The sequence below is a fragment of the Rhizobium sp. SVR5-2C genome (assembly GCF_056755115.1).
In genome coordinates this window covers 33,398-57,874 of sequence record NZ_JBNDHT010000002.1, presented here as the reverse complement: position 1 = coordinate 57,874, position 24,477 = coordinate 33,398, and the positions used below count along the sequence as shown (strand labels likewise).

The window sequence follows — 24,477 nt, the reverse complement described above, 5'->3', positions numbered from 1 at the left end:
AGGGATTGGAACCCACGGCCACACTTCAATAGGAAAGCCCATCCCTTCGGCTTGTCAACCTGTCAAAGCGAGGAGGACGGCCAAGTGCATGCGTCAATTCCCTCGTCGGATTGACGGCTATTACCAAAAGTCCCCATTCGGGCGGTATAGATGCTTGACTTTAATTCTGGCCAAGTGCGTCTAGCTGAAGAGTACGATGACGACGGTCTTCGAGGAAAATTTGGATCGATGCTATTCTGGATAGGAAGTGCCTTTGGATTGCTGATTACCTATCTCCTCGGTTCTATGCCGACTGGCTACCTGGCAGGAAAGCTGCTGCGGGGTATCGATATCCGTGAGCACGGCTCCAGATCCACCGGGGCGACGAACGTGTTGCGTACTCTCGGCAAATGGCCTGCGCTGTTCGTGCTTCTTGTCGATGTGTTGAAAGGCACGGCCGCGATAGTCTTTGCTCGTTGGTTTTATCCTTGGTTAGTTACACAGCCTTCCTTCGCGCCGCCTACAGAACTCGATATCCCAAACTTGGTGTCTTGGTCTGTTTGCCTATCGGGCCTGGCGGTGTTGCTGGGGCATGGCCGTTCGATCTGGTTGAAGTTCACAGGTGGGAAATCTGCAGCCACAGGACTCGGCGTTTTGCTGGCGATATCGTTGCCCGTCGGATTAGGCGCAGCGGCGGTTTGGGGCGTCGTGCTGGCCATCTTCCGCATCGTGTCCCTTAGCTCGATACTCGCTGCCTTCACGGCGATCCTACTTGTCTTCGGCTTCGAGCACCCAATGCCCTATCGGTTGCTAGTGGTAGCAGGTGGCCTGTACGTGATCGTGCGCCATCGCGCTAACATTCAACGGCTCCTGGCTGGAGAGGAACCACGGCTTGGGCACAGAACGGTTCGGCATCAAAGTTGAGCCAATGAATTTTAAGCGATTGTCCGCTCCGGGCCGGAGCGCGGCCAATTGCGGCAGCGGCGTTGAGATATTGACTATCCTCTGGTCACGTAAAAACTTTAGAGTGACCAACTGGCTGGAATGGGAAAAAGTTACTTGTTTGAAGATCAAATTTTCAGCATTCCGGCCGATCGAATTGAATGCCGCGTTACTGGTAACTTCCAGCGGTGTTGTCACATAAACGAGGCGTCAGTGAATTGGGCATAGAGACGGTGGGATGAAGAGTTCTGCCGTCAGCTACAAGCGCCACCGTTTCCCGCAACAGATCATCTCGAATGCGGTCTGGCTGTATTTTAGGTTTCCACTGAGTTTACGCCTTGTCGAGGAAATGCTGCTGGAGCGCGGAATTGTCGTCTCGTATGAAACGATCCGGCGATGGGGTCGGAAATTCGGACCGGCCTACGCAAAACAACTTAGTCGCAGGCGACCTTCGCGCCAGGATGTCTGGCATCTGGATGAGGTGGTGATTTCCATCGCGGGCAGAAAGCACTGGCTTTGGCGTGCCGTTGATCAAGATGGCTACGTTCTCGACGAGATTGTTCAGAGCCGACGCGATACGAAGGCCGCCAAGCGATTGCTGCTCAGGCTGCTGAAGAAGCAGGGCATGCCACCCAAGCGGATCATCACCGACAAACTCCGCTCCTATAGTGCGGCCAAACGTGACCTCATGCCAACGGTCGAACACCGGTCCCATAAGGGTCTCAACAATCGAGCGGAAAATTCTCATTTGCCGCTGCGAAAACGGGAGAGGACGATGCAAGGTTTCCGATCCCCAGGAAGTCTGCAGCGCTTCATCTCGATCTTCTCCGCGCTTCGAAATCTTTTCGTCACCCCAAGTCACAAACGATCCGCACTGGCCACCCACATTCATCGCATCCGCGCAATAGCGCACTGGAAGGCAGTCACCGGCGCGGCTGCTTGATCGCAGACTGCTTGCGACAGAGACCGCTCACCGCTCGATAACGTGACAACTCCGATCCGGACGCCCCAGCAGGTCACTGTAGTGGCGGGCGGTCACCGCTCCCCCTGCCGGGCCGGATTCCATGAGACGGATCGGAAAGGCCGTCGCCGTATCGACCGTCGTCAGCCCGGCATCGGACAGCATCAGATATAGATCGTGCCGATAGCCGAGCCCCTTCAGATCGGCGGCCATCCTGTTCAGGTAACGCCGCATGATCGGCTGGGTGTAGGCGTTGGCGACGGTCGTCGACGTGCGCTCATATTCCCTGATGTCGGGTGCGACCTCGGATGAAATACTGACCGGAATTTCGGGCGCTACCTCCCGAATAAGCTCGCGTGTGCGGATTTCATGTTCGGCGTTTCTGTAGGAGTGAAGGAAGGACACGGCGATCGCCTCGACCCCCGCATCGACCAGGGTTTGGGTGGCAATCTTGGCCGTCTCTTCGTCGAGAGGCGTCAGCGCTTTGCCATTGTGGTCCATGCGTTCGGTCACCTCGCCCACCAGGTTTCTGGGCACGAGAGGCTTTGGAACTTCGATAAAGAGATCGTCGATGTCGAATCTCTTGCCCCGCCGCATCTCCAAAATGTCGGGGAAGCCTTCGGTGGTCAAAAGCGCCGCGCGGGCGCCCTTCTGTTCGATGATCGCGTTGATGACGAGAGTGGTGCCGTGAATGACATGCCGGAGCTCGTCGGCCGTAGCACCCGCGTTGGAGAGGATTGCTTCAATGCCCCGCAATGCGCCAACGGCGGGGTCGTCCGGCGTCGTCAATACCTTGCCCAGCCTCCGTTCGCCTGTGTCGATGTTGAGAAGAACCAGATCGGTGAAAGTGCCGCCAATATCGATGCCTAACCGATACATATCAAGCCCTCCTTGCCGTGCGCAGTTCCTGTGTCGCTGCCTTGTCGAGCTGTCCGTCGTCGCTCAAGACCAGCCCGTAAACGCGCCTTGCGGCCGCTGGCGTGACGAGGCCTGCCGCAACGTCGCTCAGGACGTTGTCGATCGGTCTGGTTTGGGGGTCGAACATGCCGCCGCCGCCCGAAAGGCCGATTTCGAGCGTTTCGCCCTTCTGCAAAACGACATTCGTCTTTCCAGGCAGGTCGCGATGTCCCATGCGGTTAAAGCCGTGGCCGCCGTCGTGCCCACCGGCATATCCGATGGCTGCGGTATGAACCTTGATGTTCTGCACGAGCATCTTCAGCGGGTGCGCGCTTTCCGATCGGATCCCGATTTGCTGTCCGAGACCGCCCCGGTAGCGCCCCGGCCCTCCCGAGTCCGGAATCAATTTCTTGTGAGTGATGGTAATCGGGAGGGAGTTTTCGAGCATTTCGATGGGCGTTTCCGCGCCGGCAGCCGGAAACGACATGCAGGAGACACCGTCTTTCGAATATCTCGCGCCAATTCCACCCATGAAGTGCGGGGTCTCCGCCAGGGCACGACCGTCGTCCGCGGTGGCAAAGCAGCGGATGACGCACTTGATCCCGGATTCGGCAATGACCCTCTCCGGCGTGATGGATGCAAGCGCCCCGAAGATCGCGGCCGGGATGAAGTTGCCGGTGCTCGACTTCATCCGGACAGGAGCCGGATGGCGGGCGTTCAAAAAGGAGCCGAGCGGCGCCTTCATGGATATCGGCTTGAACAGGCCTTCATTATAGGGAATGGACGGCGCCACGATGCAGCGGATCGCGTACAAGGTCCATGCGTGGGAGTAGGCTTCCGTGCAGTTGATGCCGACAGCGCTCTGACCATCGGTTCCATCGTAGTCAACTGTCAGGTTGCCGTTTTCGTCCCTCTCGATGGTCACCGACAGCGAAAGCGGCTCCTCCGATTCAAGCCCGTCAAGGGAAATCCGGTTTGTGTAGACGCCCGGGGGAATGTTCTCCAGGATGCTCTTGCGGATGGCGCTTTCCGAGCGCCGGATGATCTCGTCGGCAATGCCCTGCAGGTTGTCGAGCTTCTGATCCGCCAGGAATGCCGCAACGCGTCTCTCGCCGAGCTCCAGGGCGGAGATGAACGCTCGAATGTCGCCCTCCAGCTGGTCGGGTACCCTGACATTTGCCCGGATCAGGTCCCATACCTCCGGAATATCCTCACCGGCCTTGATGAGGTGAATGACAGGAAGGCAAAGGCCTTCCTCGTAGACCTCGCGGGAGTTGTTTGTCAGGCTGCCACCGATATCGGGCACATGCGCGAGGCATTCGCCGAAGCCGATGAGCGCACCACGATGGAAGAGCGGCTTAATGACCGAAATGTCGTAGAGATGGCCGCAGCAGAGCCACGGGTCATTGGTAATGAAGACGTCGCCTTCGTTGATTTTGCCGGCCGAAAAGCGCTCCAGAATCGTCGCCACCGTTCGTGGAGACGGCGCAAGCTTGCTGGAGACACCTGTGTCCTGGGCGATCATCCGGCCATGTTTGTCATAGAAGAGACAACCAAAGTCGCCGCCTTCGCTTACGATCTTCGAGAACGACGTCTTGACGATCGTGAGCGCCGCTTCTGAAAGGAAGGAGATCAAACGTTGCCATTGGATTTCGATATCTATGGCGTCGGTGAAGCTGCCCGTCATTGAAACCTTCTCTCCGTGCAAAAGAATTCGACGGAAAGAAAATCGCCATTTGCCTATGCGGTCAACGACTTAAATAGCATGCATCTATGCATTTTAAGCATACACGTCCTGATGGAAAATACGGCCCATTAGTTTTTGATGTGAGTCCCGGCAGTGCACTAGTCGGCATAAAGAAGCTTGCTTAGTTCTATATTGGGAACAGGGTACCCGTCTGCTTCACCATACCAGCGACCGTGAACAACACTGCACGGTTTAATTGCCTCAGCCGAGTTCGACCTCAAGCCCGGCGAGGCGATAACCAACCTGCAATTCGGTGATAAGATAGACGGGCTGCGATGGATCGTCCTCGAGCTTTTGCCGCAACTGAGCCATGTAAATGCGAATGTAATGAGAGCGCTCGGCGTAGCCCGGCCCCCAAACATCCATAAGCAGTTGCCGGTGTGTCAGCACTTTGCCGTGTCCTCGGATCAAGGCGGTCAGCAACCGAAATTCGTTCGGCGTCAGATGGACGGGCTCTCCCTTCCGCAGCACCTCATGCGTGGCCAGATTGACCTCGATCTTCCCGAACTTGACGGAGGGAGAAATCGCCACTCCCTGCCCCACCGAATTGGCGCGTCTCAGTTGTGCCCGTACACGGGCCAGCAATTCAGGCACGCCGAAGGGCTTTATGAGGTAGTCATCGGCCCCAGCATCCAGCGCCTCGACCTTCTCGGATTCCCGTTCTCGAGCGGAAAGTACGAGGATGGGTGCCGAAACCCAACCTCTGACCTCGCGGATCAAATCTTTTCCGTCACCGTCCGGCAAGCCGAGATCGACGATCATGAGATCCGGCTTGCGGCTTACGGCATTTATGCGGGCTTCCTCAGCCGTAGCGGTCTCGAAGACACTCATTCCCTCCTTTTCAAGCGCCATGCGGACGAAACGGCGAATATCAGCTTCGTCTTCAACGATCAGCACTCTTGACTTGATCATTCACAATCTCGCTTTCGATTTCAGGGGGCGTACCCAATGGCAACCGGATTTCAAAGGCAGCGCCGTGTGGCTTTCGCATCTCAGCCCGGATAGTTCCTCCGTGGGCCGTAACAATACTGCGGCAAAGCGCGAGGCCAAGGCCAACTCCGGCAATCGACGATTCTTTCCGACCCCTGGTGAAAGGCTCAAATAGCACTTGGGGGTCAGCCGCCGGCAAGCCGGGGCCATCGTCCTCGACGACCAGATACATGGAATCGCCTGAGGCGCCGCCACGAACTGCAATGGTGCTCGTCGCTGGCGTATATTTCGCAGCATTATCGAACAGGTTGATCAGAACGCGCTCGATGAGGGTCGCGTCGACCTCGACGAGAGGCAGGTCGGCCGCCAGGTTGGTCCGGATTGTCCGTGGCTTCAGAAGCGGAGCCGACTGCGCCAGTGCGCTGCCGACAATCTCGCTGAGAGAATGCCATTCCCTGTTGAGACGCACCCCCTCGCTCTGCATCCGCGCGAGGTCAAGCAGATTACTCACGAGCCGCTTCAGCTCATCCGCCTGAACGCGAATAGAGCGTGCGAGATCGCTTCGATCCTCCTCGGGAAGATCCTTTGTGGACTCGAGCGTTTCAGCCAGGCCGCGTATTGCGGTGAGCGGCGTCTTGAGATCGTGAGAGACCGCTGAAAGGAGCGCATTGCGCAGCTTTTCGCCTTCCATCCGGACGAGCGTGTCCTGAGCAACCTCGACAAAGTGGATGCGTTCAAGAGCAAGAGCGATGGACGAGCAGCAAGCGTCGAGGAGGCGCCGGTCATCGGGATTGTTTGACAAGGGAGCGTCGGTAGGCAGGATGGCGAGCACCCCTCGGGTGGCCATCGACGCCTTCAAAGGCAGATAGAGCGCGTCGGCCGCATTCAACGTTTGGGTGCCGAGACCTGCTTCCTGCGCGTGCTCGAAGGCCCATTGAGCCACAGACAGATCGATAAGGGCGGCATCCTGGGTGGGGACCAGGCGTTCCTTTTCGTCCGGGATCAGAAGAAGCACGGTTGCACCGAACAAAGGCGTGATGGCATCACGGCACACCGAGATGACCTGCTCGAGCTTTATGGCGCTCGACAGATCGCGGGCAACGCGAGCAAGTGCAGATGCACGACGCTCTCCTGCGCGTGCGACCCTGGCTTCGGAACGCATGCGAGCGGCGAGCTGACTGATGACGAGCGCTACGACCAGCATGAGGGCAAAGGTGAAGATATATTGGGTGTCGGTGACGGCGAAGGACAGTCTCGGCTCAACGAAGAAGAAATCGAAGCACGCGACGCATAGCAAAGCCGCCCAGGCACCGGCGAAACGCCCGAGACGCATGGCGACAAAGACGACCGTCATCAGGAACAACATGACGACGTTGGAGAGGTCAAAAACGCGGATCAATGAGGCAGCGAGTGCGGTCGTCACCCCGCACGCAAGCGTCGCAACCGCAAGCGTCCGGCCATAACCCACGGGCTCATCGGCAACATTGCGTTTGATTGCCGGCCGAACCTCGTCAACGCCCAGCAGGATCAAACCCATTTCCGGATTTGCACGTGCGATGCGCTCCTGAAGTCGCGGCCGGTAAGGCATGAAACGCCGGCGGGCGGAATTACCTATGATGAGTTTGGTGACGTTGCGCTTGCGCGCGTAATCCATGAGAGTTTCGGCAACATCTTGCCCCGGTACATTCGCAAACTCCGCCCCTGCGGCTTGGGCAGACGCGGCGATATTCAACAGTGTCTCGCGCGCTCTCGGGTCGTCGCCTTGAAACGGCTGGTCGACATGAACCACGATCCATTTGGCCTGCAGGCGTTGAGCGAGTCGCGCACCTTCGCGGACCAACCGATCCTGGGAGCGGTCTGCGCTGACGCAGACCATGAGCAATTCCTGCGTGGGCCAAACCGTTTTGATGGCGTGGGAGACGCGGTAGCTGCGCACATCGGAATTGACGCGGTCGGCGACGCGCCGAAGCGCCAGTTCGCGCAGAGCGATCAGATTGCCGCGGCGAAAAAAATTCTGTCGCGCGCGCTCGACCGATACCGGCAGGTAGACCTTGCCTGCATTCATGCGCGCCAGCAGGTCGTCCGGCGGCAGGTCAACGAGAACGACATCGGTTGCGGCGTCGAAGATGCGATCGGGAACGGTTTCCCGCACGCGAACCCCGATGATGCCGCCGACAATATCGTTGAGGCTGTCGAGGTGCTGGACGTTCACCGCCGTATAGACGTCGACACCGGCATCGAGCAGTTCCTCGACATCCTGCCAGCGTTTGGTATGGCGGCTGCCGGCGACGTTGCTGTGTGCCAACTCGTCGACAACCAGGAGCTTATATCCGGAGACGAGCGCACCATCGAGATCGAACTCGGTGGTGGACCTCCCGTTGCCGCTCATCGTCTTGCGCGGCAAAACGGGAAGTCCCTCCGTCAGTTCTTGGGTATCCTTGCGCCCGTGCGTTTCAACGATCCCGATCCCGACTGCAACACCCTCCGCGTGGAGCTGGCGCGCCGTCTGAAGCATTGCAAAGGTTTTGCCTACCCCCGCGCAGGCGCCGAAGAATATCTTCAGCTGCCCGCGTTTGGAGCGATGGCTTTCATCCTTGGCAACCTTCAGAAGGTCGTCGGGATCGGGTCGGTGATCCTTCATCGTCAATTGTCTACCCTATGCCTGCTTTCTTTCTCTAGCGGCGGTCCCTCCGTCAGAAGAAAGGCGTCAGCAGGATATCGATCAGCTTTATACCTATAAAGGGCACGATGATCCCACCCAATCCATAGATCACTAGGTTCCGGCTCAGAAGCCGCGCGGCCGGCTCGGCACGATATTTCACGCCCCGCAGAGCGAGCGGGATCAGAACTACGATGATCAGCGCGTTGAAGATCACCGCCGACAGGATCGCCGACGCCGGGCTATGGAGACCCATGATGTTAAGGGCTGCAAGCGGCGGATACGTCGCGACGAAAGCCGCCGGTATGATAGCGAAATACTTCGCCAGGTCATTGGCAACGCTGAAGGTCGTCAACGCGCCGCGTGTCATGATCATCTGCTTGCCGACCTCGACGACTCGCAACAGCTTCGTGGGGTTGCTGTCAAGGTCGACCATGTTGCCGGCCTCTTTGGCCGCCTGCGTGCCGCTGTTCATTGCAACAGCAACATCTGCCTGCGCCAACGCAGGTGCGTCGTTGGTACCGTCGCCGGTCATCGCGACAAGCCGTCCTTCCGCCTGGTATTCGCGGATCAGACGCAACTTGTCTTCAGGCGTGGCTTCGGCCAGATAGTCGTCAACGCCAGCCTCCGCCGCAATGGCCGCGGCCGTCAGCTTGTTGTCGCCCGTGATCATCACGGTCTTGATGCCCATGGCGCGCAGCTCGGCGAAGCGTTCCTTGATTCCACCCTTGATGATGTCCTTGAGTTCGACAACGCCGAGAACGGTGACACCATCGCTGACCACCAGAGGCGTGCTGCCGCGCCGGGCGACATCCTCGACAATCTTGGTGACTTCCTGTGGGAATACACCTCCGATCGCCTCGCCATGGGTGCGGATTGCGCTCGCCGCGCCCTTGCGGATCTGGCGCCCTTCGATGTTGATACCGCTCATGCGCGTCTGAGCGCTGAACGCGATTGCCTCCGCTCCTTTGAGTTCGCGGCCGCGGATGTTGAAGGCATTTTTCGCGAGCACGACGATCGAGCGGCCTTCCGGCGTCGCGTCAGCGAGCGAAGCAAGCTGGGCGGCGTCGGCAAGCGTGCGCTCATCGACACGCGGCGCGGGGTGGAACCTGGTGGCCTCGCGATTGCCGAGCGTGATCGTGCCGGTCTTGTCGAGAAGCAGGACGTCGACGTCGCCAGCTGCCTCGATGGCGCGCCCCGACGTTGCGAGCACATTGGCCTTCATCATCCGGCTCATGCCCGCGATGCCGACAGCCGACAGCAATGCGCCGATGGTTGTCGGAATCAGGCAGACCAGCAGGGCGATGAGCACGGTGATCGTCACTACGGATCCCGTGCCGTTGACGATCGTACTGAAACTCGAGAACGGCAGGAGCGTCACGCAGACCAGGAGGAAGATCAAAGTGAGTGCCACAAGCAGGATCGTCAAAGCGATCTCGTTCGGGGTTTTGCCGCGCTTGGCACCTTCCACCATGGCGATCATGCGGTCGAGGAAGGCCTCGCCCGGCTTTGCAGTCGCACGCATGATGATCCAGTCGGACAGCACGCGGGTCCCGCCGGTGACAGAGCAGAAATCACCGCCCGCCTCACGGATCACGGGGGCAGATTCACCTGTGATGGCCGATTCGTCGACCGAGGCGGCCCCCTGGACGATCTCGCCGTCCGTCGGGATGATTTCGCCGGCTTCGACGAGCAGATAGGCGCCAACCTCCAACTCATCACTTGGCATCAATGTGGACGAGCTTCCTCGAGTGGCCTCGGTGAGAACTCGCGCCACCACTGTCTGACGGGTTGCACGAAGAGCATCGGCTTGCGCTTTTCCTCTCCCCTCTGCCATCGCCTCGGCGGCATTGGCAAAGAGCACCGTAAACCAGAGCCAGGCGGCGATCGAAAAAATAAAGCCGGCAGGAGCTTCTCCTTGACCCTGCAGGGCCTGGATCCACAAAAGCGTCGCGATGATACTGCCGAGGTAAACGACAAACATCACCGGATTCTTCACTTGAACCTGCGGGGAAAGCTTCTTGAAAGCCTCACCGATGACCGATGTCCATTTCACCGGCCTGGCCTTGCTGCCAATATCGGCGCCTTGCGGCGCCACTGCGTCTATACGTGACATGAGGCACCGCCTATTCACTGTGCGTTAGGACGGACCGGTGAGGCCTCGTCCAACGCGAGATTGAGTTCAAGAACGTTGACCCTCGGGTCACCGAGAATGGCAAACTGCGGACCGCTCGTGTTCTGATCGATCAGCTCCTGCACTTTCTCCGTCGAAACGCCGCGTGCGGTGGCCACGCGGGCCGCCTGCAGCCTGGCGTTGGCAACAGAAATATGCGGATCGAGGCCTGAGCCGGATGCCGTGACGGCGTCGACCGGAACGGGAGTATCCGGTGCAAGTCCATTCTCCTCTCGGTAAGCCTGGGTGCGATCCGCAACCGCATCCAGAAGCTTCTTACTGGTAACGCCTTGGTTGCTCGCCGCGCTTGAGGCGGCGTTGTAAGGCTGATCGATCGTCTTCGATGGATCAGCCGGGTCCGCTCCCGACGTCACGCTTGGCCGACTATGAAAGTATTCTGGCTTCGAGAAATACTGGCCAATGACGCTTGAACCGACCACCTGCCCATTGGCGATGACAAGGCTTCCTTCGGCCTGTCTCGGGAAGAGAAGTTTGGCAAGGCCGGTTGTCGCCAGGGGATAGGCAATGCCGGTGACCACCATGAAGAAGGCGGCAGACACGAGCGCAGGTCGCACAACGCTGCGAGTGACAGAATGGGCAACAGGCGCTGTTGCTTTGGATATGTTTTGCATGGGAAGCAATCCTTAGAAAGTCGTGCCGGAGAGCATGAATAGATGCTCGACGACCGGACCCAGAGCCAAGGCCGGCAGGAACGTTAGACCGCCGACGACAATGATGACGAAGACTAGAAGACCGGTGAACAAAGGCGTTGCAGTCGAAAGCGTTCCTGGACCTTCCGGCACGGTCTTTTTGGCTGCCAGCACGCCTGCGACCGCCAACATGGGGAGCAGCGTGAGGAAGCGTCCGATCAACATGGCCAAGCCAATCGTCGTGTTGAAGAAGGGCGTGTTCGCGTTAAGGCCTGCAAAGGCTGAGCCGTTATTGGCGGTGCCCGACGTGTAGGCGTAGAGAACCTCGCTGAAGCCGTGCGGGCCCAAGTTAGCAAGACTGTTGAGCGTCGACGGCATGAGGCATGCGAGCGCCGTGAAGCCGAGAATGCTGAACGGGTGAGCCAGGATCGCGAGCATCACATACTTCATCTCGCGGGCCTCGACCTTCTTTCCGAGGAATTCAGGCGTGCGCCCGATCATCATGCCAACCAGGAACACAGTCAGGATCGCATAGGTCACCAGATTGATGAGACCAACACCGTCGCCGCCGAAAACGTTGTTCAGCATCATCTGCGCGATCGGCACGAAACCGCCAAGCGGTGTGAGCGACGAGTGCATCGAGTCCACCGAGCCGGTCGTGGCTGCGGTCGTGGTCGTTACGAACAGGCTGGTCTGAGCGATGCCGAAACGCAGCTCCTTGCCTTCCATGTTACCACCGGCCTGGAGAACTGTGTGGGTCTGGTCGACCCCCAGTCGAGCAAGCAACGGATTGCCGCTCTGCTCGGAGCTATAGACGATGGCAAGGAAGCCCACGAACATGACGAGAAAGGCGGCAAAGAAGGCCCATCCCTGCCGGCGGCGCAGGATCATAGCGCCGAAGGTGTAGGTGAGCGCCGAAGGGATCAGCAACATGCTGAGGATGTGCAGCGTGTTCGTGAGCGGCGTCGGGTTCTCAAACGGATGCGCCGCGTTCATGGAATAGAAGCCGCCACCGTTGGTGCCGATGTGCTTGATCGACTCCAGGCTGGCGACCGGCCCGATGACAAGTTGTTGCTTGGCGCCCTCGAGGGTGCTTGCGATTGCCTCCGCGCTGAGCGTTTCCGGCATGCCCTGCCAGACATAGACCAGCGCCATGACCACACAAAGCGGCAAAAGCAAGCGATAGGTGACGCGCGTGAAATCGACCCAGTAGTTGCCGATATCGGCGGTGCTTCTGCGGCTGAGGCCCCGGATGAAACCACCAGCTGCCGCCACCCCGGTCGCAGCACTGACGGTCATAAGGAAGGTAATCACCGCCATTTGCGAGAAATTCGACAGGCTCGACTCGCCAGCATAAGACTGCCAGTTGGTGTTGGTTATGAACGAGGCAGCGGTGTTGAATGCCTGATCCGGTGCTTGCGATGCGCGGCCCAATGGATCGCCAGGCAGAAGGTCCTGCAATCGCAGGATCAGGTAGCTTAAAAGCATCATCGCGGCGTTGCTCAGCACGAGCACCATGCCGTACCGCTTCCAGGACATCCTCTCCTCCGGCGTGACGCCGAGGACACCATATGTCATACGTTCGAGGATGTTATGTTTAGGACTTGTGAAAAGATGCGTCATCCATTTGCCGAGGACCACGACCAAGCCGGTCATGATCGAGAGAATGACGATGAATTGAATGATGTCTTGTGTCACGTGCGCGTCCTCAGATCCGATCCAGGGTCACGAGGAACCCCGCTGTGAAAAGAAAGAAGACGAGCGTCACCGCCACGAATACGAGGTCGCCCATAATTGCCACCAGGTTGGTTGTTGGATTTGTTGATCTGTCCTCAGAAGCGCTCTGGCTTCACGAGGGCGTAGAATAGGTAAACGCACAGGCCAGTGGCGCAGACGCCAGCCAACGTTGTCATCAGTGAAGATGTCACGACAGTGTTTCCCCCGGAAAGCGATTGATCCGGCGTAACGAATTGTCGGGTCTTCCTGACGGGAAGATCAGCGCGGCAGATGCAAACCGCCGAGCAAAGGGTAGGAAAACGCTTATCATGTTTGTCGACTCCTTAAGTAATCAGAGTTGCCGACATGATTTATTGCTTCGCGTATAAGGTTAGTGCTGAGATTTTACGCGCTTGTGTAAAGACGGCGTAATGATCCAGGCGTTTGATGCCGGTACTTATATAGCCTTTATAGAGATCCCGAAAATATAACGTCGTTCTGACAATTAAGTTGGTAATCGGTCGAAGGTCGCTTTTCAAAGCAGCGAGACAGAAAGGCAACCAACGTGTCTGCGATGCCGATCCATGCCCCCGAGATACTAATCATCGAAACCGAGGAAAAGCTTCGGCACACTCTCACCGCGCTGATCGGCTCGTTGGGTTATCGCACCTTTGCCGCCGCCTCCGCGGCTCAGGCTGTCAGACGCGCAGAGACGGAGCCGGATCTGATCATCCTTGATCTTGCAGCTCCCGATATCGACGGTTCTCAGACGATCCCGGAGCTTCGCAAGATATTCGCCGCGGCTCCAATTCTTGTCATCTCGCATAGAGGCGATACCGGGGTGAAGGTTGCGGCGCTGGATGCCGGCGCGGACGATTTCCTGACAAAACCCATTAATCTTGAAGAGCTCGGCGCGCGGGTCCGAGCAATGTTGCGACGCTGTATGATACGACCGGAGACTCGGCTGCCCGTTCGGATTGGAGAATTCGAGCTCGATGCCGAGAAGCGCTCCGTAACGTTAAGGGAGCGCTCCATCTCGTTCTCCCGTAAGGAATTCGACCTATTGCAGATCTTTGCTCGGCATGCGGGGAAGGTTCTGACGCACCGCTTTCTGGTTTCGCAAATGTGGAACGAACAGGTCGACAGCCAATATGTCCGTGTCTATGTCTCGCAAATTCGCAGCAAGATCGAGGCGAATCCGGCGAAACCCAGATACCTGGTTACAGAGCCTGGGACAGGATATGTATTTCACAGCACGCAGCAGGATCGTATAGCAGGCGGCATCCGAGTATAGGATCCGGCACAAATAGAGACGAAGAGCGATCCGAAAGCTCACAAAAGCAAATACAGGCCCGCGGCGAGGAAGCTCAGCCACAGCGCTTCGCTCCAATGATTAAGGCTGTCGGCGGAATAGCGCTGGCGGGTAAATGTGGCGACGACGGCCGCGAGGGCTGCGTACAGGAACAAGCATCGGGATGCCGATGTCAGGTAGTTTGCCTTGGAGAACAAGGCAATCGCAGACGCGATGTAACACTTCCAGACAAATCTCCTGACCGTCGCCCGCGATATCTCGTTCAGCTCGATTGACTTCATCGGTCGGCAGTCAGCTCGCGACCCAGAGGATGCATGCGAGGCCGGCAAAGAAGACAGCGAGGACCAGGGCGAGCCTGATCAAGATCCAGAGGTCGTCTGTGCGATTGAACGCAACCTCATTCGCTTGCCGGGTCTTCCAAGATGGATGAGACTGAGCCACCTGACGCTCGCGCGCCTGCAAGTAATATGCCCACCAGCGACCATACATCGTCTTTTTCCTTCCAGCGAAAATGCATCTGTCCGCGCTGACGAAGACTCGTCCGCGACGGAAAAACTATCGATTGTGGCATATGTTTTCGATTGGGACGGGCAGGCGCTGATATAATCTTCGTATAAAAGCGGCAATGGACCTGACGTGTCTGGTCCGAAGCGGAATGGGCGCGGACAACGCGCTCATTCCGGCGGCTTTCTTTTATGCAGCCTTTGTAAAATACGGCTACGCTGCACGTGGATCACAACCACCGATACCGGCCGTGACAGTGCGCACGGTGTCCGCGTCAAGATCGAGGATCATGGAGGCCTTAATCATCCCGACTGAAGCCCGATCAAGGCGCTTGTCAGTGACATTTCGATCATGGGTTATCAAGTTCCCGTCTCGGCGCTTCGGAGCACATCTCGCCCATCAATCAAGTATAGCTAAATCTACTCCGACTGATTCCTGCGAATAATTGCACATTGACTACAACCTAGAATCACCGCTCTTTTTTCGCGTCAAGGTTTTATCGGGGGCGGCAATGAACAAAGTTCTTATTTTGTGTGTTTCCGTTGCGTTATTGAGTTCGTGCCAGAAAGGCGTTTTTCAGCAGCGTAATCCGCTACTGAGTCAGACCGCTGCAGAACAAGCACTCCAGCCCGGAGCATATTCGACGGCACTTGTGCCTTCAAAGACGGTTCTTGCTGGAAGGATCTATCACCAAGACCGATCTGGGCGGTTCTACGAAATCTGCCAGAAGGATTTTGAAAAGCAGAATGCTTTGAAAGCTCTTGTGCAGGAGCAGACACCTTCTGAACCTGACGACGTAGTCGAGGATCAGGTCTATCTCTCAAACGTCTCGGTCGGCGTCGGTCCAAGCAATCTTCGAATTCCATACACTCGCACTAAAGTGACAGGATACACGACGTCCACAGTCGAGACGGATGGCGATCCCAGCGACTTTATTATTTCGAACCTCGCGGAGAATTGCAGAAACAAGATATTGCCGAGGAACAAGCCTTACTTCGTAACTTCATCTGTAGCGGTTGCTACCAAAGCTGAAGTGTATTCGCGCAGCTTCGTCGACTCTATCTCGTGGGGGTCAGCCCGGTACGACGGCGATGGCAACGAAAAGCTTGAAGCAACCCGGAAAAAGGTTGTCTTCGGAGTGCTGGCTTCCAGGGTCGAATGACCGCGACGGTGGCAGCAGCCCGCCTCCGAGTTAAAGGGCGGGCTGTTCGTTAGCTTTGCCGGGCTAGTCAGGCGAACAATCAGCACTTCACTGAGACGTGCGATTTCATGATTTGATTTGGCTCGGGAACATATCGCTTCGACACGCGTTACCTTTGCGCAACGCACGTCCAATGTCGTTGCAAATGACTGCATTGTCTTCAATCGCAGTCAAACAGGCCCGGAGCTGTCCAGCACAGCGCCGGGCTTTGTTCGTTCAGGGGCGAGTGTCTGACCCAGAAAAGTTCGCCGGCAGAGGGTGGGTCGCGAGTAGACGTCAAGGCTTTCCTTGCCATTCGCGCTGTTCAATTCTTATACTCCTTTTGCTATGGACAAGACGTTCGTCACAGCGCGGGAGGACCGGCCGGGGAAAGCCTGGCTATCCCGTTTTATCGCTGGGCGAACTGAGGCCGAGAGCTGGTATTTCGGCCAAGCCGTGTCACCGACCCCAACCGCCAAAGACTGTCGCGCTGCCTTGCTGCAGCATATGCCGGAGTTGATTCCCCACTATGAGCACGCCTGCGCCCTCGTAGGAGATGATGAGGTGGCGCACAGGATGCTGAGCCACTACCGTCCCGCGCCGGAACGTTATGGCTGCAGCCAGGCTGTCTGGCTCGGAGAAGAAGGCCCGGCGCTGATCCGCAACTTCGACTATCCGCCCGACATCGTCTCGGACCGCTTTGAGATGACCGCATGGTCGGGCTTAAGGGTGATCTCGAAGGCCCAGCGACCCTGGGGAGGTTGCGTCGACGGGATGAACGAAGAAGGACTGGTCGCCAGCGTGACCCTCGGCGGAAGCCGCACTCAGGGCGTCGGTTTCTCGATAATCCTCATGATCCGCTACGTCCTCGAGACCTGCCACCACGTGAACCAGGCCGTGGAAGCGCTGTGCCGAATTCCAGTGGCGCTTCCCCAGAACGTGACCGTCCTGGACCGTTCGGGCCGCTACGCCACCCTGTTCCTCGGCCCCCGCCAGCGACCAATCATTTCGCGTCTGAAGGCCTGCACGAACCATCAGCGAACCGCAAGGCCCTCATCGTCTTCATTGGCGCGTCAGCTCCGGGTTTTACAGGCTCTTGAGGAGCCTTCGATGTCTCTTTCGAGGCTGACTGGCCTATTCCTTATGCCGCCGCTCTATTCCGGGCGGAGTCCTTACCCAACGCTCTACACGGCCGTCTACCGGCCTGCAGAAGGACGCGTGGACTACATCTGGCCGGGGAAACGCTGGTCCCAAGATTTCGACGACTTCCGAGTAGGCGAATACACTCATTGCTACGGCTGACCTATGATCGACGCGCTTCGTCGTTGCTCAAGTGAGTGACGACGAAATCCCTCTCGTTCGCGCTTTGTGCGGATACGCGGATACGGAGAGATCGGATCGTTTGCTCTTTCTTGATTGACAGGTCCTCCTCGTTGGCTATTCTATTATAAAATTCACTATAACATAATTGTGGAACTACTGAACGGGAGATCAGCAGCATGAAAACTGTCCTTGCATGCCTTCTTGGCACCGCGCTCGTCGCATTGCCTTCCGCGCTCATGGCCCAGGAGAAGGGTGGCGTCATCAATGTCGCGACCATCGGCGAGCCGCCGACGCTCGATCCGATGTCGTCGACGGCCGATCTCGTCGGCATCGTGACGCAGCACATCTTCGAGACGCTCTATACGTTCGACAAGAATTGGAAGGTCACGCCGCTTCTTGCCGAAAGCCTTCCTGAGATCAGCGCAGACGGAAAAACCTACACCATCAAACTCAGGACCGGCATCAAGTTCCACGACAATACCGACATGACCTCGGAAGACGTTGTGGCGTCGCTGAACCGCTGGACGAAGGTCGCCTCGCGCGGCAAGCAGGCGGCCGGGTTTATCGACACGATCACCGCCGTCGATCCGGCCACCGTCAAGATCACGCTGAAGCAGCCCTATGCGCCGCTGACCTCGCTGCTGGCCTTCAACAATTCGGCGGCCATCATCATTCCGTCAGAAAAGCAGGACGCGCCGATGAAGGATTTCGTCGGAACCGGTCCCTATATGCTGAAGGAGCGCAAGGCGGACCAGTATATCCAGCTCACACGCTTCGACGGCTACAAGTCGCGTGACGGCGAGAGCGACGGCTATGGCGGCGCACGCCACCAGTATCTCGACGAAATCCGTTTCGTGCCGGTTCCGGATCCGAACACCCGAGTCGAGGCCGCCGTCTCCGGTCAGTATGACTATGTCGACTCGCTTCCCGTCGAGTCCTTCGACAAGCTGAAAGGCTCGAGCGCAACCCAGCCGATCATGCTGAAACCCTTCGGCTATCCAGTCTTCGTCTTCAATACCAAGGAAGGCATCGCCAAGAACGTCGAGGTCCGCAAGGCGATCCGCCAGGCGCTCAGCATGGAAGACATGATGGCGGCTGCCTTCGGCAGCACGGATTTCTACACGCTTGACGGCGACATCTATCCCGACGCCTATTCCTGGCACACCGATGCCGGTGTCGAGGGCGCCTACAACCTCGCCGACCCGGAGGGTGCTGCAGAGGCATTGAAGAAGGCGGGTTACAATGGCGAACCGCTTCGTATCCTGACGAGCCGGCAGTACGAATTCCACTACAAGATGGCGCAGGTCGCCGCGGAATATCTGAAGCTTGCCGGCTTCACCGTCGACATGCAGGTGGTCGATTGGGCGACGCTGACGCAGCGCCGCACCGATCCGAAGCTTTGGGACATCTATATCACCCACAGCCCCTTCCTTCCCGAGCCGGCGCTGATTGGAGCGCTTTCGACCAGCTCGCCAGGTTGGTGGGATACGCCGGTCCGCAAGGCGGCGGTCGATGCCTTCACGTCGGAGGTCGATCCGGCCAAGCGGGTGGCACTGTGGGCTGACGTTCAGAAGGCCATCTACAGCGATGTCGCCTTCATGAAAATCGGTGATTTCAACGCGCTTGCTGCGGAATCCACCAAACTCGAGGGCGTTGATCCGGCTCCGTGGCCGTATTTCTGGAACGCTTCGATCAAGATGTAACGGTGACGCCCGAGACTGGCTGCATGGCGGCCGGTCTCGGGCTGTCCTGAGGATCGGATATCCATGATACGCTACATCCTACAACGCCTGTTCGGCATGATCGTCGTCATGTTCCTCGTGGTCACTATTGTCTTCGTGATCGTGCGTGTCACGCCCGGCGATCCTGCGGCCGTGATGCTCGGGCCGGATGCGACGCCTCAGGACATTGCCGATCTTCGCGCCAACCTCGGCCTCGACCAGTCGCTGCTCGTCCAATATGTCTACTATATCGGCCAACTGCTGAAGGGCGACCTCGGCCAGTCGATCTTCCTCAACATGCCGGTCACGTCCGCGTTGCTCGATCGCGCCGAGCCGACCTTCTTCCTGACCGTCTTTTCGCTTCTGATTGCCAGCATCATCGCGCTACCGATCGGCATCTATGCCGCCTATCGCCGCGGCTCCCTCGTTGACCAGGCGGCGACGACGGTCGCAATGCTGGCTGCCAGCATCCCGAGCTTCTGGCTCGGCCTTATCCTGATACAGTTCTTTGCCGTCCGCTTCAGCCTCTTCCCGGTGTCGGGCTATGGCGGTCCCGGTTCGACATTCCTCGATCGCATGTATCACCTCACATTGCCCGCCTTTGCGCTCGGAATCGTCTCTTCGGCGCTCATCCTGCGCTTCACGCGGGCCTCGATGCTCGACGTGCTCGGAGATGATTATATCCGCACCGCTCGCGCCAAGGGCCTGATCGAGCGCCGCGTCGTCCTGAAGCACGCCTTGAAGAATGCGCTGATCCCGATCCTGACGGTGATAGGCCTCACCGCAGCCGTGCTGATTTCCGGTGCGGTCGTCACGGAGACCGTCTTCGGCCTGCCGGGTGTCGGCAATCTGGTCGTTTCCGCAGTGCTTCGCCGCGACTATCCGGTCATCCAGGGCGCACTGCTGGTCATCGCCGCGCTCTATGTGCTGATCAATTTCGCCATCGACATGCTCTATCTGCTGATCGATCCGAGGGTGCGCTACTGATGACCGATATTGCTTCGAAACCCATACAGAGCGAGCGCAGCAAGTTCTTCAGGCGCCTGCTGAAGCGCAGGACTGTCGCTTTCGGCGTGCTGATCCTGGCGATCTTCGTGGTGCTTGCCGTGCTTGCACCTTGGATTGCGCCTTATTCGCCGTCGAAGCTTTCGATCGTGAACCGGCTGAAGCCGCCGAGCGGAACCTTCTTCTTCGGTACGGACGAATTCGGCCGCGATATCTTCTCACGGACCATCTATGCCGGGCGCTTGTCGCTGCTGGTCGGCGTGGCCGTGGTAACGCTCTCGGCGGTCATCGGTGTGACGCTCGGCCTGCTCGCCGGCTTCTTCAAGAAGCTCGATGCACCGATTGCCCGCCTGATCGATGCCATGATGGCCTTTCCGGACATTCTGCTGGCGATCGCGCTGGTCGCAGCGCTCGGCCCGTCGCTCGCGACAGTCATCATCGCACTCTCGGTCGTCTACGCGCCGCGGCTGGCGCGTATCGTGCGCGCCTCGACGCTGGTCATCCGTGAACTGCCCTACGTGGAAGCCGCAAAGGCACTCGGCATTTCCACACCCCACATCATGACGCGGCATGTACTGCGCAACCTGCTCTCGCCAATTCTGGTGCAGGGCACCTTCTTGTTTGCGAGCGCGATGCTCGCCGAGGCGGGACTTTCCTTCCTCGGTCTCGGCGTCAGCCCCGAAATTCCGACCTGGGGAACGATGATCGCCGCCGGCCGGCAATATATCGGCCAGGCCGACTGGATGACGCTCTTTCCCGGCTTTGCCATCATTCTCTCCGTGCTCTCGCTGCAGATGGTCGGCGACGGGCTACGGGATATTCTCGATCCAAGACTCAGAAAGGATTTGTAGGTCATGTCTTCCGCTGACAAGGCGATGAAGCCCCTCCTCATCACCAATGTGAAGCCTATGGCTTTCGGTGCCGACGCGCCGAACGCCGCGGTCGATATTCTCGTCGACGCTAACGGCCGGATCGCCGAGATCGGTCCGTCGCTGGCCGCTGCGGGCGACGTGCAATGCATCGAGGGCAAGGGCGCCTGGATTTCACCCGGTTGGGTCGACCTGCATGTCCATATCTGGCACGGCGGGACCGACATCTCGATCCGCCCGTCGGAATGTGGCGCCGAGCGCGGCGTCACGACGCTAGTCGATGCGGGGTCCGCCGGCGAGGCCAATTTTCACGGCTTCCGCGAATATATCATCGAGCCGTCGCGCGAGCGCATCAAGGCTTTCCTCAATCTCGGCTCCATCGGCCTCGTTGCCTGCAACCGCGTAACGGAACTGAGGGATATCCGTGATATCGATCTCGACCGCATTCTCGAGGTCTATGGGCAAAACAGCGAGCATATTGTCGGCATCAAGGTGCGCGCCAGCCATGTCATCACCGGCTCATGGGGCGCTACGCCCGTCAAGCTCGGCAAGAAGATCGCCAAGATTCTCAAGATCCCGATGATGGTGCATGTCGGCGAGCCGCCTGCCCTTTACGACGAAGTCCTTGAGATCCTCGGCCCCGGCGATGTGGTCACCCACTGCTTCAACGGCAAGGCCGGTAGCAGCATCATGGAGGACGAGGACCTTTTCAATCTCGCCGAGCGCTGTGCTGGCGAAGGCATCCGCCTCGATATCGGTCATGGCGGTGCGTCGTTCTCGTTCAAGGTGGCGGAGGCTGCAATCAAGCGCGGCCTGTTACCCTTCTCCATCTCGACGGATCTGCACGGCCATTCGATGAATTTCCCGGTCTGGGATCTCGCGACAACCATGTCGAAGCTGCTTTCGGTCGGGATGCCTTTCGACAAGGTCGTGGAGGCGGTTACCCATGCGCCCGCCTCCGTCATCAAGCTGTCCATGGAAAATCGACTTTCCGTTGGCGCTGACGCCGATTTCACCATCTTCGATCTGATCGATTCCGAGCTGGAAGCCACCGATTCGAATGGCGATGTCTCGGTCCTCACGAAGCTGTTCGAGCCTCGTTATGCCGTCATCGGTGCCGAAGCGGTCGCCGCCAGCCGCTACATTCCGAGAGCCCGCAAGCTCGTTCGCCACAGCCATGGTTACTCTTATCGCTAACAGCCGAGCCAATCAGAAAATCGCATGACAGGAGTTTGCGTGAACCAGTCCCCAGCAACCGCCGGCAAAAGTCAGAGCGCGCCCTATCAGCGCCTCTCCTCGCTCGGCATCGAGCTTCCGCCGTCGCCGCCACCGATCGCCAATTTCGTGACGCATGTGCGGGAAGGCAACATACTCTACCTTTCCGGCCAGGGTCCACGGGAGGCCGATGGCTTCCTGCATGCGGGCAAGGTCGGTGCCGACGTCGGCGTCGGCGATGCCTACAAGCATGCCCGGCTCACGGGCATCAACCTGATCGCCGTCATGCATGATGCGCTCGGCGATCTGTCACGGGTGAAGCGGGTCGTCAAGCTACTCGGCATGGTGAATGCCGTGCCGCATTTCGAGGATCATCCGAGCGTCATCAACGGCTGTTCGGACCTGCTGATCGAGGTTTTCGGCGACGCCGGCCAGCACGCGCGTTCCGCTGTCGGTTTCGGCTCGTTGCCGGGCAATATTACCGTCGAGATCGAGGCGATCGTCGCCTTGCACGACTGAGAGGAAGCAGATTTCAATGGCTGCGCCAGCCCATCAGCTTTTCGATCTTCTGCGCCGAGGCGATGACCTGGGAGGTATAGTGGCTCTCGTCAGAAAAGGCCTTCTGCTCGGGCAGGACGATCGAAATCGTCGCGACGCACTTGCCGTCGCGGTCGCAGATCGGCGAGGCGATGCATGCAACCGCATAGTCCGATTCTCCCGCCTGGATCGAAAGCCGCGTTTCGAACGCACTTGCGGCCGCAGCAGACAGGGTATCCGGATCGACGTCGGCACGCCCCGTCGGCGAGGAACGCGCACAACGCCTGAAAAGCTCGATGCGTTCGGCTTCCGGGAGATGGCCAACCAGCAGCCTGCCGGAGGCCGTCCAGTTCAGCGGAACGCGGGTGCCGACACGCGAGGCGACCTGAAAATGGCTCGGACCATCCGCCATGGCGAGAACGAGCATGTGGTCGCCGTCGCGGCCGCAGACCTGCACCGTCTCGCCCGCCTGACGGCAGAGATCGTGCATCTCATGGGTGGCGACGCTCATGAAGTCCAGCGAACGCGCATAGGCGAGACCGTAATGGTAGAGTCTCGCGCCGAGCCAGATCGAGCCGTCCGCATTGCGCGCCAGCATGTTCTTTTCGATCAGGTCGTCGATGATGACGTAAACCGTGGACAGCGGCGCCTTGACGGCCTTGGCGATAGCGTAGGCGCCGGCCGGAGAACCGGTTTCGTAAAGATAATCAATCACCTGCAGCGCGCGGTCGATGCCGCTGACGCGCGACCGTCGCGTGGATTTCACCCCATTGTCGACATCCGCTTCGGGCTCATCGGGGTAATCGACGGATGATGACTTCGTATCCAAGCTTCGACTCCCATTCGAAATTCGAGAGCTCATTACATTATTATGGCATAGCTGTCGATGCGGCATTTTCACAACCACAGGTCTCGACAGTAAAAAATTCTGGAGATGAACATGACAGATGACGTCCGCCCATCCCTCGGCCTTCGACAGGTCATCAATGTATCGGGCACGATGACCAGCCTCGGCGCCTCGATCGTGGTTCCCGAGGCAATTGCCGCCATGTCGGCGATCCTGCCGCAATTTGTCGAGATCAACGACTTGCAGCGCAAGGCGAGCACCGTGATCGCGCGTCTGACGGGCGCTGAAGCGGGCTTCGTTACCGCCTCTTGCTCCTCCGGCATCAGCCTTGCGGTGGCGGCGACGATCACCGGCAATAATCTGCTGGCGATCGAGAAGCTGCCGGATGCTACGCCGGAAAAGAACGAGGTTCTGGTTCAGATGGGGCATGTCGTCAGCTATGGCGCTCCGGTCGACCAGGCGATCCGGCTTGCGGGCGGCAAAGCCGTTCTCATCGGTCAGGCGACGTCGACGCATCGCTTTCACATGGAATATGCGATCACCGAGAAGACCGCCGCCGCTGTTTATGTCGTTTCGCACCATGTCGTCGACTATGCGATGCTGAGCCTCAAGGAATTCTGCGAGATCGCCCACGCCAAGGGCGTTCCGGTCATCGTCGATGCCGCCTCTGAGTATGATCTGCGCATCTTCCTCGAGCAGGGTGCCGACATCGTCCTCTATTCCGGCCACAAGTTTCTCGGCGGCCCGACCTCAGGCATCGTCGCCGGCAAGAAGGAACTGGTACGCAATGCCTTCCTGCAGAATATGGGGATTGGCCGCGGCATGAAGGTCGGCAAGGAGAGCGTCTACGGCGTCATGGCGGCGCTGGAAGCCTGGGAAAAACGTGACCACGCCGGCATCCGCGCCCGGGAAATTGGCTATCTGAAGCTCTGGCAGGAGACGCTCAATGGCCGTTCCGGCGTCAAGGCCGTGATCGAGCCGGATCCGACCAACAATCCGCTCGACCGCATGCGCGTGATCCTCTCGCTACAAGAGGCCCATATCACCGCCTGGGATCTGGCAGATGCGCTTGCCCGCGGCAATCCGCCGGTCATCGTGCGGGATCACGAAGTGGAGCACAACCACTTCTATCTCGACCCGTGCAACCTGCATCCCGGTCAAGAGACGGTTGTCGCCAGCCGTCTCGTTGAGGAGCTGGACAAGGCCCGCGCCTCGAACGAGATCATCGCCACGCCGCTGGAAGAGCGCAGCAAGCGCCGCTTCGCCGGTCTTTTGCGCTGGCCGGATTAATTCCGATCGCTCCCGTACGA

21 protein-coding genes are annotated in these 24,477 nt (G+C 58.8%); 11 read left to right on the top strand and 10 right to left on the bottom strand.

Annotated features, from left to right (window positions below):
- Positions 1–228: 228 nt before the first annotated feature.
- Together plsY and ACPYOI_RS01025 are read left to right on the top strand one after the other, a co-directional pair.
- Positions 229–903: a glycerol-3-phosphate 1-O-acyltransferase PlsY gene (gene plsY, locus ACPYOI_RS01030; RefSeq protein ID WP_481422487.1), complete on the top strand. Its 675-nt coding sequence runs from the start codon at positions 229–231 to the stop codon at positions 901–903.
- 256 nt (positions 904–1,159) lie between these two features.
- Positions 1,160–1,864 carry an IS6 family transposase gene (locus ACPYOI_RS01025; protein WP_481422419.1) on the top strand — a complete coding sequence of 235 codons (705 nt, stop codon included), beginning with the start codon at positions 1,160–1,162 and terminating at the stop codon, positions 1,862–1,864.
- A gap of 27 nt (positions 1,865–1,891) precedes the next feature.
- Here ACPYOI_RS01025 and ACPYOI_RS01020 read toward each other — a convergent pair whose 3' ends face one another.
- The 8 genes from ACPYOI_RS01020 to kdpF form a co-directional block, all read right to left on the bottom strand.
- Positions 1,892–2,761, bottom strand: a complete 870-nt coding sequence (locus tag ACPYOI_RS01020) for a hydantoinase/oxoprolinase N-terminal domain-containing protein (protein WP_481422418.1) — start codon at positions 2,759–2,761, stop codon at positions 1,892–1,894.
- Position 2,762: 1 nt separating this feature from the next.
- Complete coding sequence (locus tag ACPYOI_RS01015; RefSeq protein ID WP_481417246.1) at positions 2,763–4,466, bottom strand: hydantoinase B/oxoprolinase family protein; 1,704 nt, start codon at positions 4,464–4,466, stop codon at positions 2,763–2,765.
- Positions 4,467–4,727: 261 nt separating this feature from the next.
- Positions 4,728–5,438 (bottom strand): response regulator, encoded by a 711-nt coding sequence (locus ACPYOI_RS01010; RefSeq protein ID WP_481417245.1) that lies wholly within the window; start codon positions 5,436–5,438, stop codon positions 4,728–4,730.
- A complete protein-coding gene (locus ACPYOI_RS01005) occupies positions 5,410–8,097 on the bottom strand; it encodes a DUF4118 domain-containing protein (protein ID WP_481422486.1) in 2,688 nt (895 codons plus the stop codon). The genes ACPYOI_RS01010 and ACPYOI_RS01005 overlap by 29 nt, the downstream gene beginning before the upstream one ends.
- A 52-nt stretch (positions 8,098–8,149) precedes the next feature.
- Complete coding sequence (kdpB, locus tag ACPYOI_RS01000) at positions 8,150–10,231, bottom strand: potassium-transporting ATPase subunit KdpB (protein ID WP_481422417.1); 2,082 nt, start codon at positions 10,229–10,231, stop codon at positions 8,150–8,152.
- Positions 10,232–10,245: 14 nt separating this feature from the next.
- Positions 10,246–10,920: a potassium-transporting ATPase subunit KdpC gene (gene kdpC / locus ACPYOI_RS00995; RefSeq protein ID WP_481417243.1), complete on the bottom strand. Its 675-nt coding sequence runs from the start codon at positions 10,918–10,920 to the stop codon at positions 10,246–10,248.
- Positions 10,921–10,932: 12 nt separating this feature from the next.
- The gene (gene kdpA, locus ACPYOI_RS00990) at positions 10,933–12,636 is read right to left on the bottom strand and encodes a potassium-transporting ATPase subunit KdpA (protein WP_481417242.1); all 1,704 of its coding nucleotides are present in this window, start codon (positions 12,634–12,636) and stop codon (positions 10,933–10,935) included.
- 134 nt (positions 12,637–12,770) lie between these two features.
- Positions 12,771–12,851, bottom strand: coding sequence for a K(+)-transporting ATPase subunit F (gene kdpF / locus ACPYOI_RS00985; protein ID WP_168832197.1), 81 nt, complete (start codon positions 12,849–12,851; stop codon positions 12,771–12,773).
- 377 nt (positions 12,852–13,228) lie between these two features.
- Between kdpF and ACPYOI_RS00980 the strand changes: the two genes are divergently transcribed.
- Positions 13,229–13,948, top strand: coding sequence for a response regulator (locus ACPYOI_RS00980; RefSeq protein WP_481417259.1), 720 nt, complete (start codon positions 13,229–13,231; stop codon positions 13,946–13,948).
- Positions 13,949–13,986: 38 nt separating this feature from the next.
- Here ACPYOI_RS00980 and ACPYOI_RS00975 read toward each other — a convergent pair whose 3' ends face one another.
- A complete protein-coding gene (locus ACPYOI_RS00975; RefSeq protein ID WP_481417241.1) occupies positions 13,987–14,121 on the bottom strand; it encodes a hypothetical protein in 135 nt (44 codons plus the stop codon).
- Between the two features lie 860 nt (positions 14,122–14,981).
- Between ACPYOI_RS00975 and ACPYOI_RS00970 the strand changes: the two genes are divergently transcribed.
- The 7 genes from ACPYOI_RS00970 (at position 14,982) to ACPYOI_RS00940 (ending at position 22,302) form a co-directional block, all read left to right on the top strand.
- Positions 14,982–15,632, top strand: a complete 651-nt coding sequence (locus ACPYOI_RS00970; protein WP_481417240.1) for a hypothetical protein — start codon at positions 14,982–14,984, stop codon at positions 15,630–15,632.
- 366 nt (positions 15,633–15,998) lie between these two features.
- The gene (locus ACPYOI_RS00965) at positions 15,999–16,952 is read left to right on the top strand and encodes a C45 family autoproteolytic acyltransferase/hydolase (protein WP_481417258.1); all 954 of its coding nucleotides are present in this window, start codon (positions 15,999–16,001) and stop codon (positions 16,950–16,952) included.
- Between the two features lie 197 nt (positions 16,953–17,149).
- Positions 17,150–18,676 carry an ABC transporter substrate-binding protein gene (locus tag ACPYOI_RS00960; RefSeq protein WP_481417239.1) on the top strand — a complete coding sequence of 509 codons (1,527 nt, stop codon included), beginning with the start codon at positions 17,150–17,152 and terminating at the stop codon, positions 18,674–18,676.
- Between the two features lie 63 nt (positions 18,677–18,739).
- Positions 18,740–19,681: an ABC transporter permease gene (locus ACPYOI_RS00955; RefSeq protein WP_481417238.1), complete on the top strand. Its 942-nt coding sequence runs from the start codon at positions 18,740–18,742 to the stop codon at positions 19,679–19,681.
- A complete protein-coding gene (locus ACPYOI_RS00950) occupies positions 19,681–20,550 on the top strand; it encodes an ABC transporter permease (RefSeq protein ID WP_481417237.1) in 870 nt (289 codons plus the stop codon). The genes ACPYOI_RS00955 and ACPYOI_RS00950 overlap by 1 nt, the downstream gene beginning before the upstream one ends.
- Positions 20,551–20,553: 3 nt before the next feature.
- Positions 20,554–21,765: an amidohydrolase/deacetylase family metallohydrolase gene (locus ACPYOI_RS00945; protein ID WP_481422416.1), complete on the top strand. Its 1,212-nt coding sequence runs from the start codon at positions 20,554–20,556 to the stop codon at positions 21,763–21,765.
- A gap of 24 nt (positions 21,766–21,789) precedes the next feature.
- Positions 21,790–22,302: a RidA family protein gene (locus ACPYOI_RS00940; protein ID WP_168834327.1), complete on the top strand. Its 513-nt coding sequence runs from the start codon at positions 21,790–21,792 to the stop codon at positions 22,300–22,302.
- 13 nt (positions 22,303–22,315) lie between these two features.
- Here the strand turns inward: ACPYOI_RS00940 and ACPYOI_RS00935 are convergent, their stop codons facing one another.
- Entirely contained in the window at positions 22,316–23,182 is an 867-nt protein-coding gene (locus ACPYOI_RS00935; protein WP_168834328.1) for an IclR family transcriptional regulator, read from the bottom strand.
- 78 nt (positions 23,183–23,260) lie between these two features.
- Between ACPYOI_RS00935 and ACPYOI_RS00930 the strand changes: the two genes are divergently transcribed.
- The gene (locus ACPYOI_RS00930; RefSeq protein ID WP_481417235.1) at positions 23,261–24,457 is read left to right on the top strand and encodes an aminotransferase class V-fold PLP-dependent enzyme; all 1,197 of its coding nucleotides are present in this window, start codon (positions 23,261–23,263) and stop codon (positions 24,455–24,457) included.
- Positions 24,458–24,477 lie beyond the last annotated feature (20 nt).